Source organism: Anoxybacillus tepidamans PS2, from assembly GCF_000620165.1.
Classification (GTDB): domain Bacteria; phylum Bacillota; class Bacilli; order Bacillales; family Anoxybacillaceae; genus Anoxybacteroides; species Anoxybacteroides tepidamans_A.
Genome location: NZ_JHVN01000002.1, coordinates 272,222 through 284,486, shown reverse-complemented (window position 1 = coordinate 284,486; position 12,265 = coordinate 272,222). Strand labels below are relative to the sequence as shown.

Annotated in this window: 11 protein-coding genes; 8 read left to right on the top strand and 3 right to left on the bottom strand. The window is 41.5% G+C overall.

Translation table 11 applies throughout. From position 1 onward, the window contains the following. Positions 1–70: 70 nt before the first annotated feature. Complete coding sequence (locus N667_RS0104275) at positions 71–1,420, bottom strand: IS1182 family transposase (protein WP_027408435.1); 1,350 nt, start codon at positions 1,418–1,420, stop codon at positions 71–73. Between the two features lie 840 nt (positions 1,421–2,260). Here N667_RS0104275 and N667_RS0104265 point away from each other — a divergent pair. Continuing rightward, positions 2,261–2,512, top strand: coding sequence for a hypothetical protein (locus tag N667_RS0104265; protein WP_027408433.1), 252 nt, complete (start codon positions 2,261–2,263; stop codon positions 2,510–2,512). A 57-nt stretch (positions 2,513–2,569) separates the two neighbouring features. Beyond that, positions 2,570–3,046, top strand: coding sequence for a GNAT family N-acetyltransferase (locus tag N667_RS0104260; protein ID WP_027408432.1), 477 nt, complete (start codon positions 2,570–2,572; stop codon positions 3,044–3,046). Between the two features lie 234 nt (positions 3,047–3,280). On the opposite strand, the gene N667_RS0104255 is transcribed toward N667_RS0104260, so the two are convergent. Beyond that, on the bottom strand, positions 3,281–3,607 hold the full coding sequence (locus tag N667_RS0104255; protein ID WP_035097994.1) for a YrdB family protein: 327 nt from the start codon (positions 3,605–3,607) through the stop codon (positions 3,281–3,283). 725 nt (positions 3,608–4,332) lie between these two features. Between N667_RS0104255 and N667_RS0104250 the strand changes: the two genes are divergently transcribed. The 3 genes from N667_RS0104250 (at position 4,333) to N667_RS0104240 (ending at position 7,249) form a co-directional block, all read left to right on the top strand. Beyond that, on the top strand, positions 4,333–5,151 hold the full coding sequence (locus N667_RS0104250; protein ID WP_027408430.1) for a DUF4405 domain-containing protein: 819 nt from the start codon (positions 4,333–4,335) through the stop codon (positions 5,149–5,151). 602 nt (positions 5,152–5,753) lie between these two features. Further along, positions 5,754–6,926: an RNase A-like domain-containing protein gene (locus N667_RS19050; protein WP_051529945.1), complete on the top strand. Its 1,173-nt coding sequence runs from the start codon at positions 5,754–5,756 to the stop codon at positions 6,924–6,926. Between the two features lie 20 nt (positions 6,927–6,946). After that, on the top strand, positions 6,947–7,249 hold the full coding sequence (locus N667_RS0104240; protein ID WP_027408428.1) for a contact-dependent growth inhibition system immunity protein: 303 nt from the start codon (positions 6,947–6,949) through the stop codon (positions 7,247–7,249). A gap of 525 nt (positions 7,250–7,774) precedes the next feature. On the opposite strand, the gene N667_RS0104235 is transcribed toward N667_RS0104240, so the two are convergent. After that, the gene (locus N667_RS0104235; RefSeq protein ID WP_027408427.1) at positions 7,775–8,122 is read right to left on the bottom strand and encodes a helix-turn-helix domain-containing protein; all 348 of its coding nucleotides are present in this window, start codon (positions 8,120–8,122) and stop codon (positions 7,775–7,777) included. A gap of 218 nt (positions 8,123–8,340) precedes the next feature. Here N667_RS0104235 and N667_RS0104230 point away from each other — a divergent pair, with 218 nt between their 5' ends. The 3 genes from N667_RS0104230 to N667_RS0104220 are packed head-to-tail and all read left to right on the top strand — an operon-like array spanning position 8,341 to position 12,229. Then, positions 8,341–9,354 (top strand): asparaginase, encoded by a 1,014-nt coding sequence (locus N667_RS0104230; protein ID WP_027408426.1) that lies wholly within the window; start codon positions 8,341–8,343, stop codon positions 9,352–9,354. Position 9,355: 1 nt separating this feature from the next. Further along, positions 9,356–10,774 carry an aspartate ammonia-lyase gene (gene aspA, locus N667_RS0104225; protein WP_027408425.1) on the top strand — a complete coding sequence of 473 codons (1,419 nt, stop codon included), beginning with the start codon at positions 9,356–9,358 and terminating at the stop codon, positions 10,772–10,774. Between the two features lie 27 nt (positions 10,775–10,801). Then, positions 10,802–12,229 carry an NAD-dependent malic enzyme gene (locus N667_RS0104220; protein ID WP_027408424.1) on the top strand — a complete coding sequence of 476 codons (1,428 nt, stop codon included), beginning with the start codon at positions 10,802–10,804 and terminating at the stop codon, positions 12,227–12,229. Positions 12,230–12,265: the final 36 nt, after the last annotated feature.

The following is a 12,265-nucleotide window of genomic DNA, read 5'->3' as shown; positions in this document are numbered from 1 at the left end:
AAAGTGTTGAAAAAGTATGATGTCAAGAAAAAGTTCACGGAAGACGTGAGTTTTTTCTTTTCTTTTTGCCTTACTTATGATAACTTAAGTCTATACCTTGTGATTGAAGGGATCGTAATTTGATCCACTTTTTTAGGTTTTGGATCATGGCGGTGATCCAGACCTGAATCTGTACGTATGGAACTCCGCGGTATCGTGCAAAACGAAGCCCGTGGAGTTCTTTACTTTCTGCAAAACTTCGTTCAATAGTAGCGGGACGAACCAATCGAAGGATTTGTCCTCTTTCTGATAGCCGCCGTTTTCTCATTTGTTCGTAGACCTCTTGATGAACCGAGATCCGGAGTACTCGATCTCCTTTTCCTTTCGCGGCAGGACATCCTGTACAACTGCCTTTCACGACAGGTTTGTATTCATGGTATCCGGCGCGAGTGGACGTCGAATAGGTAAACTCCACACCACAAGGGCCAACATAGACATCTTCTTTCACTCCACGGAAGTGACTGGAACGGCATTTCGGATGTTCTTTTCGATGAAAGCGAAGATAAGAAATATACGCTCCGATCCCTTTCTTTTCGAGCCCCCGTCCAAGCCGTGCGTTATAGTAGCCGGCATCTAGCACGATTTCTTCCGGCACATAGCCGATTCGTTGTTTCACCCGCTCGATTCGTTCCAACAGCACGCGATGCCCCGGCACATTCGCTGACGTAACATAGGCATCTAAAATAAAATGGTGCAGGGTTTCGACGATGCGATGATCATGAAAAGCAAACCGACCACGAGGATCATGCTTGACAGATAGTCCTGCATCTGGATCGGTAGTACTGAAAAGGACTTCTTTCCCCTCCTCTTTTGGCGGCTTGGGAGAAAGGGGTTTTTTCCCATGTTGTAAGCGCTTTTGATTCAGTAGCTGTAGCACGTCCTCGTCTTCCTTCTCCATCACCTTGACGCGTTTTCGCTTATTCGCATTCGCTTTTAGCTCGGTTTCATCCGCAGCCCACGTTTCTGGAGATAAAAATCCTTCTTTTTGAATCTGTAACAGGACACACTCGAATAAGGCTTCCCATACCTTTGGATCAACACGATGACGAAGGAACTTCGATACACTGGAGTGACAGGGGACCGAATCGTCCTTAGAAAGGCCTAAAAACCATCGATACGTGATGTGCTGTTCAATTTGTTTACAGGTGAAACGAACAGAACGAAATCCTTCGATATACTGAATGATTAAAATTTTAACAAGCATCAATGGGTCAAGCGATGGACGACCTTTGTCTTCTGAATACAACGGTTTTAGTAACGAATACACGTAGTTCCAATTCATCGTTTTGTCAATCTGAACGACTAAATGATTTTTGTCGTACATGTTTTCATAAGCTTGTCTGTTCTTTTTCAGTTCGAATTTTGAAAAAGAAAAATACATAGTTCTTCATCCCCTTCTTCATTGCTTTTCCCTAAAATTTTAACAAAAGAAAAACGATTTTGTCGTTGACAAAATCGTTTTTCAACAGTCTGTAGAGGTACACATACCTCTACTTCTCTGAATTTAGTTCACGAAGAATATATTCGAATTCTACTTGATAATCCAAACCAGTAAGATCATATAAGACCTCGTGAATCATTTGTCTATATTTTTCGGGCTTGAGATAAACTAAGTATTGATGTTTTATAAAGCATACGACATATAGAAGCGGTATTCCATATGCCAGAATAAAAAGAATTAGTACCGTCGTTATAATAGGTAATCGAAGAGGAAGACCAACGATACCCGAGCGTCGGAGTAGCCGCATGAGCATTGGCAGATATAGCTATAAAACTAAAAATGAATGTAAAAAGAAAAAGTATCATTTTCGTCTTTTTCATTTTTCTTCTCCCCCTTTTGAATGGTAGATAGTAGTTTTAGAGATATCATCCATTAAAATAGTTTCATAGCGCAGCCTCTCACCCCTTTCTATTATATAATACCAATTATGTATAAATTTTCAAATAGAATTATTGTTATATTTTTGAAAAAAATGATTATAGAAACTGGTGGGCGAAAGCAATGTGATTCATAGGAAAAATGAGACTATAATCTGTGCATGAAACGGTTCGGCTATTATGGCCTTTTAACATGTTGACCAAAAACGCTCGATGTGCGTGAGTGTGGAAACTTTGATGAATACGTGTGGGGTTATATCATTTGTCGTGATAAGAGATTAATAAATTTAGATTAGTTATGCTAAAGTTTAGATTAACAATCTGTGTTTAGAGGAGGCAGCTGATGACTTGGTTTGAAATAGTTTTTTTATCACTTATATTCGGATTCGCAAATTGGCTGAAGGATCGGAAACTCCTTTCTTTCCTAAAAGATTTTATAATGTCGTTTTTAACATTTGTTTTATTGAAGCTTGTATTTTCTCATATACCGCTCCCTGATCTTCCTAAACCTTGGCGGATGCTGTTTTTTATTAGCATTGTTGCGATTGTCACTATTGTCTTGTCATTTAAGTCATTCAAGCAGAATAAAAAGTAAACGTAATTGGTTACAGGGGAGTGAAGAAAAAACTCTCTAGTTGAGGGGGGATTTCAAATGAGATTACGTCCAGTACAAGCATCAGACTACTATGCAATATCTCCGGTCATCAATGAGTGGTGGGGTGGGCGGCAAATGGCTGATATGTTGCCAAAGCTATTTTTTGACCATTTTAGAAATACAAGTTTCATTATTGAACAAGACGGAACCATTGTTGGATTTTTGATCGGTTTTCTATCTCAAACGTATCCAGAAGAAGCATATATACACTTTGTCGGCGTTCACCCTGATTATCGGAAGCACGGCATTGGCAGACGGCTTTATGGAGAGTTTTTTGCTGCCGTCAAAAAGCACGGTCGAAGCATTGTTCGCTGCGTTACCTCGCCAGTAAACAAAGGCTCTATTGCTTTTCATACAAAAATGGGAGTTGAAATTGAAAAAAACGGGGATAAGGAAGTCGACGGCATTCCGGTATATGCAGACTATGACGGACCGAATCAAGATCGGGTGTTGTTTGTGAAAAAGTTGGATTAAGTTTAGCGCGTGGTTAGTAAATCATTTAATTAAATTCTATGCCATTTGAACAGAGGCGGAGATGATGGCTGTACCCTTAACATTTGGCACGAATGAGAAAAGAAATGCTAAAACGATTGCTGTTATGCTGTTAGTTTGTACCAATTAGCAAATAAAACTGTTAACAAAATCAGACAATGCTACTAAATAGACACATATGATTCATTAACGAGAAAAAGGAACATCATATTTGTTTTATTGATCCCAAATATACATTATAATGCGGTTTATCAAAACAAGAAACGCAAAAATCATTGCAAGGATAGGCTTTCCAGAAGCATATAAAGCAATTGCTGCTAAACCAAAAATAAATAATTCTAGTAGGATTCGCGCAAATCCACGCAATGGAATACGAGCCGAAGGGGAACCAAAAATCCCCCAGATCAATGCAATTAACAAAGGGGTGCCTATACCGAGTACTAGCTTTATGGGGAAACTTTTGTCACTTTGGAATCCCCAGTACGAAAAAGAAACGAGGGCACAAACTTCTAAAATGAAACGAAGTGCAAGGTTTAATGCCATATGAATTCCTCCTTGATATTTTAACTAAGCTTGCTTCTTGTTCTAATGGGGGATTATATGTAAGGATAGTAAAGATTTATGAACTTCTACCACCTCTGAATAAGATTTAGATAGAAGAACTTCATTTACCTCCCAAATGTAAACAAAGAATACCCTGTTGTTTCTAAAAAATTACTGAAAATAGGATGGAAAAATAAAATTTATGCAAATGATTTTCACTAAATCTTCACCATTTGCTAGTAAAGTAATAGTTGTATCTAAAAAAGAGGTTAAATATTAGAAGGGGGGAATGAAGTATTTTGATACGTGATGACAAACGGTTTATCGTTAGGAGTTACTTAAGAATTTATAGCGGCAAATCGCCAGTTAGCTCAATAACGAACAAACGATTCACAGATGCTAAAACAAAAGTCGACTGAATGAACCAAATTGCGGGTTGGTCATCCGCTATTTACAAGGTTGTAACATCACACTGAAGTAAAGATGACTGAATACACAAAAGAGAGAGGCAGTTTCAGCGGTTTCTTTAAAAGTATCAGCAGCTATCAAACACGATTAGAAAGGCAGTGGATTTCACCGTCGGAATCACACTGCTTTTCTAATAAAATCGTTCTCATCATGTTTTTTAGACATCATTAAATGCACATGTTGAACTTTACCTCGAATTTTATTTTTCTAATAATAAACGCTTCTGGGGGATCGATTTTAAGCTAGGAGGACATAGCTTGAAGAAAAATTATACAAAAATTGTACTCGATTTATTGATGGCCATCACTTTTGTGTTGCTAATGAATCCGAGAGTGATGAACGGGTTACCGTTCCATGAAGTGGCTGGTCTAGTCATTGGCGTAGCTATTCTTATTCATATCGGATTGAACTATCGCTGGGTCATCAATACGACTAAAAAGATTTTTGATCCCGCGCTCCCTAAAAAAACGCGCTTTAGTTTTCTGTTAAATATACTGTTATTAATTTCGATGGCGACCGTTATTATAACGGGGATATTGATTTCGAGAGTCGTTTTTCCAAGCCTTGCTGTTCAAGGAGGACATGCGATTCGAGAACTCCACAGTTTCTCTGCCGATGCAACGCTTGCGCTAGTCGGTCTTCATATTGGAGTACATTGGCAATGGATTATGAGCATTTGTAAAAGAGCGTTTACATCGAAGGAAGGAAAACTCCGAAAGAGAGTGGTTGCAGCAGTTGCCTTATCAATCGCTATTTTAGCGGGCGGAACTCAATGGTTTTCTGCAACGGCTACTCCAAGCATGGGAGAATTTCACCCGAAACTAATGCAGCAAAATGGGCAGCCATTTGAGAATGGAAATACAGGCGAATTGGCGAATAGGCATCAAGGGCCGCCTAACGGGGATTTTCGCGAAGGAGATTTTGACGGCAGAGGGCGAAAAGAAGGACATGGCGGCAGCAGAAATCCGTTTCTTGTTGTTCTGAACTACTTTGCCATTTGGGCGGCCATCATCATTCCGACTTATTATCTGGAAAAGCGAATTTTAAGGAATAAACGAAACCAAATGTTTCATTAAGCAAATCGTAATAAAAAAATTCAGGATGAGGAGGGCCAAACCTCCTCATTTTTATATATTCATGTTTCCTTTCCCGTTCTTAAGCGCGGTACAGATGAAGAAAGTTCATAATTCAGGTGATGGGTTATAAGTGTAGCGTATCCAACTAATATGTGATGATTCAAAATGATAAATTGATATAAAGTGTATAATTTGGTTCAATTTCCCTGTTAGGAAAATGAACGTTTTCTATTTATTTTTTCGATGGCACTTGCTTATTTAGACAATCATGGATCATCAGTCCTAGTGTATAAAGTGAATATTAAAACGAATTTTGTATTATATCTCCGTGTAAAAATTAAGGAAATATAACTAATAAATTAGTCGGAAAAACAGTAATAAAATCATAATTTATACTTATTTTACTTATGTTACCATTTTGGTGAAGCCTAAATTGAGGAGTGAATCAATATGCCGCGCGTGCAAAGCATGTCGCACAACGTGCTGTATAAACGGGAATCTAAGAACTTGTGGATCGTAGAGCCGCCTTTCAATCAGAAAGTCTATCAAACTAGTTGGAATATTGTTCGTATTTGTCAAAAGATAAGGGAGATGCACTGACGATGATCCGACTAAAGCCTGATGAGTTGGAAACGATCGCAAAACACGTTCCTGATGCCGAAGACGCTTGTGAGCGGGCGCGAACGACGCTGTCGTGGGAACTTTCTTCTCTTGCCATGGACCTCCCCGGCGTCAGCACGCCAGCGATCAAAGCGTTGCGGGATGAACTCGTTCATTGGTTACAGCGTTATGAGGACAAACTAAACGAAGCTGAAGAGCTGTTGTATCGAACGGCTGCGGCGATGCGCCAAGCGGATCAAACGCTTGCTGACAACATGAAAGAATTCGGCTTGGAGCTTCTCGGATGGTATGACGTGCAACGAGTGTTCGGCGAGTACGACCCGATTACTGGGGAGCGCCTTTCTTTAGGAGATCGCTTGCTGGCAGGCGGGATGCTGTTACTATCGGTTGTCCCTCCCGCTAAAGGAGTGGGCATGGCAGGAAAAACAGCGATTACAGGGGTTAGGGCGATGGATGTCGCATCAGCCCTTGCCAAAGTGAGTCGTGTCGTGCGTTATGATAAAATAAAGGGAATCTTCGACACTATTTACCGCCAAGTGGTCAATTCCCCTCTTTCGGAAACGGCACGCTTGTTTAAGAAGAAATGGGAAGATCTAGTCGCAAGCATCTCTCCGGTTTTACTGCAACCAGCATATGCTGGAGTTGGTCCAACGTCTAGAATATGGATGAATGAAGCGAAAGATGCATCTCTCCATATGATTAAGAAAGCCAAAAGTAAGGTGATTGATAAGGGGACGAGTAATGTTAAACCTAAAGATTTTAGTCCTCTAGCTCCCGGCGGAGGATTAGCAGCACATGAGGCAAGGGGAGGACATCTAATTGCCAGACATGTTGGGAAGACCGATGCCGAGTTATTACAGCGCTTAAAAGATAACCCTAAAATAACAGGAGCATCGACTTTCAAAGATAGGGCTACAGCTGAAAAAGTTGCTAGCGAAGTTTTAAACGATCCAAATAACCAAAAAATTATCCAAGCATGGTTAAGCAATCCAAAAGCTAAATCGACTTTGGTTCTGCCCTATCAAGGTACAGAAATTATTGGACGCGGAGTACAAAGAGGTTCTACGACAGTTGAATATATGACGAATGCTAAGATAGTATTAAAAAAGGATGGGGCAGGGAATTTCATTTTAACTGGTTATCCAACTAAATAACGGAATGGAGGGTAAGATGCTTGTTAGTCAAAAATAATCCGGAAGATCCAGTTTTTCAGTTCCTGGCTGGAACTTTTCATCAAGACATAGATTCGCCTGAGGAGGCATTACAAGAATTGTTGACGGAAGAAAGTAAGGAATATCTTGAATCTGCTATCGTATTTTTAATGGAATTCATTAATAGCGAGTATTCAGATGATGAGAAGAATGAATACATTCAACACTGTGCAGACGGATTGTATTTTCCTGCCCTTGGACTGACTCCAATCCAATGGCTAAAAAGTGTAGTAGAACAATTAAAAGAAGCTGTAAAAGCAAAATAGGTAGTAAATTCTTAAGGGCCTTGACTGAGTGAAAACTCTTTCAAGGTTTCTTTTTTACTAGCAATCGAAATTATCATGGAAAGTGATACAAAAAGTGAAACAATCGACGGGGGAGAAGCAATTGACAAATTAACAATGATTTTACTAGGAAAACTTGCAGTCTAGCAGTTAAAAGTGTTAAAAACCTTGAGTGGCTATATGCTTTTCAAGGTCTTTTTATTTGATTGAGATCTATATAGCGGAAAGCATCTCGTCTGTTCCATGGCAACTGTCATATGTCGGAGTTGGCCCGGCGTCCCGAATGCGGATGAATAACGAAAAGCGGAGTCAAAGCCACAACATAGAACATGATTGAAAAGACTGGGGGATGAGATGGGTTAGTAGGGCGACTGGGAGACAAACGGTTAAAAATAAAAAAATTATTTTACTCATATTGATAGCATTGATAATCAAAGTAATGACTAGAAATAAAACAAAAAAGACTGTCACAAAAGGTCATTTATTGACCTTTCGAGACAGCCTTTTTTATCCTGCTTCCATTCCGCGTTTGACGCGGATGAACGCAATCATTTGGTTGATGTCCTCTTGTGTTAGCAGTTTGCCGTCGATTGTAAGATGAAGGTTTGATAAATCTGCTTCAGTTAATTCGATCACTTTCGATTCACGTTTTTCTGGATCATCCACTGCTCCTAACAAGTAGTCGGTCGATGTCCCGAATAACTGTGCGAGTTCTCTCACTGCCTCTAGCGAAGGCTGGCGGTAGCCTGATTCGTACCCTGCGTATGTGCTTTTGGCAATGTCAAGCTGATCTGCGATATATTGCAATGACCATTTTTTCTTTTTCCTCAGTTCTGATAGCCGTTTTGATATCATCGGCCTGCTCTCCCCCTTTATTCCTCTCACCATAAAAATGTTCGCGAAATGAATAAAAACTCTTGTTATTTTCATGATAAATGAATATAATTGAAGCGTAGGTTCGCAGAACGCGAACAACTTAATTATAATGTACACTAAATGGGCCATAAAATACAACAGGTTATTCATAAATTATCTTTTCGCACCATTATCGCTTTTTCACAGGGGTGTCAACGATGAAAAACATTCTATTATTAGCGACAGGCGGCACAATTGCTTCCGTAAAGGGAGAAGAAGGGCTCACGCCGGCATTAACGGCTGAAGAGCTGACAAGCTACGTACCAAAACATAGCCGAAATTATCGCTTAGACAGCCAAATATTGATGAACATCGACAGCACAAACATGCAGCCGGAGTATTGGGTAAAAATTGCCGAAGCGATTTATGAAAACTATCATCGCTACGATGGTTTTGTGATTACGCACGGGACCGATACGATGGCCTATACGGCTTCGGCACTATCGTATATGCTGCAAAATTTAGACAAGCCTGTCGTTCTTACAGGTTCACAAGTTCCGATCGGCTTTGCAAGAACGGACGCGAAAAAAAATATGTCGGATGCAGTTCGATTTGCTTGCGAGGAAGTCGGGGGTGTCTTTATCGTATTTGATGGAAGGGTTATTCTTGGGACAAGGGCAGTCAAAATGAGGACAAAAAGCTACGACGCTTTTGAAAGCATCAACCATCCGTATGTTGCCTACATCCATCAAAACGAAATTGACTACCAATACGAGATTTGCACAGACAAAAAACAAGAGTTAAAGTTTGAACCTTCTCTTTGTCCGGATGTGTTTCTCTTAAAACTTCATCCCGGTACAAAGCCGGAAGTGTTTGATTATATTAAACATCTTTACCGCGGAGTTATTATTGAAAGCTTTGGCAATGGCGGTGTGCCGTTTCAAGAGAGAAATTTGCTTCCGAAAATTAAGGAGCTTATTGATGCCCAAATGGCCGTAGTGATTACGACTCAATGCCTAGAAGAAGGGGAAGATTTAACACTATACGAAGTAGGACGGAAAGTCGCACAAAACACCGTCATTCTATCTGGAGATATGAACACGGAGGCTATTGTGCCGAAGTTAATGTGGGTGTTAGGGAAAACGGATCATCTGCTTGAAATCAAAAAAATCATGGAAACACCGATTGCGGGAGATATTACGCCAAAATTTGATGAAAGCTGGGATTTATAAAATGACCAAAACAAAGGCAGTACGAATGGAAAAAGACTTTCTTGGGGAAAAGGAAATTCCAGAGCATGTATACTATGGTATTCAAACGATGCGCGCGGTAGAAAATTTTCCGATTACCGGGTATCGAATCCATCCATCTTTAATTGAAGCAATGGCGATGGTGAAAATGGCCGCGGCACAAGCCAATATGGAAGTTGGGCAGCTCAACCCGCGAATTGGACAAGCAATTGCCGCAGCTGCACAAGAAATTATCAACGGAAAATGGCATGATCAATTTATAGTGGACCCGATTCAGGGCGGGGCCGGAACGTCGATTAATATGAACACGAATGAAGTCATCGCCAATCGGGCGCTTGAATTACTAGGGGAGCGAAAAGGAAACTATCAAGTGATCAGCCCGAACAATCACGTCAACATGTCGCAGTCGACAAACGACGCTTTTCCAACCGCCATTCATATCGCTGTATTAAAAATGCTTGAGAAGCTGCTTGCGACGATGGAGGGCATGCATGCGGTATTTGCGGATAAAGCGCTGCAGTTTGATCACGTGATTAAAATGGGACGCACCCATTTACAAGACGCGGTCCCGATTCGTCTCGGCCAAGAATTTGAAGCCTATCGCCGCGTCTTGGCGCGGGACATAAAAAGAATAGAGCAATCGCGCCAGCATTTATACGAAGTCAATATGGGAGCAACGGCGGTAGGAACAGGGCTGAACGCGGATCCGCGTTATATTGATATTGTAATTAAGCATTTATCACAGATTAGCGGTTTTCCGCTAGCGCGTGTTGAGCATCTAGTTGATGGAACGCAAAATACGGATGCTTACACAGAAGTGTCGGCTGCATTAAAAGTATGCATGATTAACATGTCAAAAATTGCAAACGATCTTCGCCTGATGGCATCAGGACCAAGAACAGGTCTGAATGAAATTACATTGCCAGCCCGGCAACCGGGTTCGTCCATCATGCCTGGCAAAGTAAATCCGGTCATGGCAGAGGTGATCAACCAAGTGGCTTTTCAAGTCATTGGGAACGATCACACCATTTGTTTGGCATCCGAAGCCGGACAGCTCGAACTAAATGTAATGGAGCCAGTGCTCGTATTTAATTTGCTTCAATCAATCCATATTATGGATAATGCATTTCGTGTATTTACGGATTACTGTCTAGCAGGAATTGAAGCAAACGAAGCGAAATTAAAAGAGAATGTGGAAAAAAGTGTCGGAGTCATTACGGCCGTGAACCCGTACATTGGCTACGAAACAGCTTCAAGCATTGCGCGTGAAGCATACGTTACAGGCAAGTCGGTCCGTGAGCTGTGCTTGTCGCGTCGTTTACTGACGGAGCAACAGTTAAACGAAATACTTGACCCTTATGCGATGACTCGTCCTGGAATTGCAGGGCAAAGCAATTATTAAAAAATTTTAAAAGAGAGGCAGATACATATGTCAATACCAAGTGGAGCAAGTATGCATATTACCATTCGTCTTCAGTTTGCGAAAAATTTAGTGTCTTTCGGTGATATCGCTACGGCGATCGGCCAAGCTGGCGGCGATATGGTGGGAATTGACGTTATTTCATCAAGCAAAACACATACGGTGCGCGATATTACCGTGAGCGTATTTGACACGAAGCATTCCGATCTTATTATCGATACATTGAAAAAAATACACGGCGTCAAAGTGATTAACGTATCGGATCGTACGTTCCTTATGCACATTGGCGGAAAAATCGAGATGAAATCAAAAATGCCGATTAAAACGCGCGATGACCTGTCGCGCGTGTACACTCCGGGAGTGGCTCGCGTATGTACAGCGATTGCCGAAGACCCTAATAAAGCGTATTCGTTAACGATTAAACGCAATACGGTCGCGGTTGTTTCCGACGGAACAGCGGTGTTGGGCTTAGGGGATATTGGGCCATACGCCGCCATGCCGGTGATGGAAGGAAAGGCAATGCTGTTTAAACAATTAGCCGACGTCGATGCTTTTCCGATTTGTTTGGATACAAAGGATACGGAAGAAATTATTCAAATTGTTAAAGCGATTGCCCCAGCGTTTGGCGGCATTAACTTAGAGGACATTTCCGCACCGCGCTGCTTTGAAATTGAAGAGAGATTAAAGCAAGAGCTAGACATTCCGGTATTCCATGATGACCAACACGGAACAGCGGTCGTCTTGCTGGCGGGGCTTTTAAACGCGTTAAAGATCGTTGATAAAAAGATTGAAGATATTAAAGTCGTATTAACAGGGATTGGAGCAGCAGGAATCGCGTGTACGAAAATTTTGCTTGCTGCGGGTGTCAAAAATATTATTGGTGTTGACCGCCATGGTGCCATCCATCGCGGTGTCGAATATGACAACCCATATTGGAACGAATACGCCGAGTTAACAAACCCAGAAAACGTAAGCGGTACGCTTTCGGATGTCATTAAAGGGGCCGATGTCTTTATTGGGGTATCAGCACCGGGAATTTTGACAGTGGAAGATGTGAAGAAGATGGCGAATGACCCAATTGTTTTCGCGATGGCCAACCCGGTTCCAGAAATTGACCCAGAGCTGGCGGAACCGCATGTTCGCGTCATGGCGACAGGGCGTTCCGATTATCCGAACCAAATTAACAACGTGCTTTGCTTCCCAGGCATCTTCCGCGGCGCTCTTGATTGCCGTGCGATTGAGATTAACGAAGAGATGAAAATTGCAGCGGCGCAAGCGATCGCTTCTGTTGTGACGGACGAAGAATTAAGCGAATCATACATTATCCCGAGCGTGTTCAACAGCAAAGTCGCAGAACGAGTGCGCGAAGCGGTCATTAAAGCAGCATATCGAACAGGAGTGGCCCGCAAAGAGGATATTATGTTTAAGGCTGAATAAAAAACAACGTCGAAGTCCCGTTGGCTAGGGCTTCGA

Coding starts and splice junctions, on each gene's coding strand:
- N667_RS0104230 (WP_027408426.1), top strand. CDS start 8,341: ATGAAAAACATTCTATTATTAGCGACAGGCGGCACAATTGCTTCCGTA.
- N667_RS0104255 (WP_035097994.1), bottom strand. CDS start 3,607: ATGGCATTAAACCTTGCACTTCGTTTCATTTTAGAAGTTTGTGCCCTC.
- N667_RS19050 (WP_051529945.1), top strand. CDS start 5,754: ATGATCCGACTAAAGCCTGATGAGTTGGAAACGATCGCAAAACACGTT.
- N667_RS0104265 (WP_027408433.1), top strand. CDS start 2,261: ATGACTTGGTTTGAAATAGTTTTTTTATCACTTATATTCGGATTCGCA.
- aspA (WP_027408425.1), top strand. CDS start 9,356: ATGACCAAAACAAAGGCAGTACGAATGGAAAAAGACTTTCTTGGGGAA.
- N667_RS0104235 (WP_027408427.1), bottom strand. CDS start 8,122: ATGATATCAAAACGGCTATCAGAACTGAGGAAAAAGAAAAAATGGTCA.
- N667_RS0104275 (WP_027408435.1), bottom strand. CDS start 1,420: ATGTATTTTTCTTTTTCAAAATTCGAACTGAAAAAGAACAGACAAGCT.
- N667_RS0104220 (WP_027408424.1), top strand. CDS start 10,802: ATGTCAATACCAAGTGGAGCAAGTATGCATATTACCATTCGTCTTCAG.
- N667_RS0104260 (WP_027408432.1), top strand. CDS start 2,570: ATGAGATTACGTCCAGTACAAGCATCAGACTACTATGCAATATCTCCG.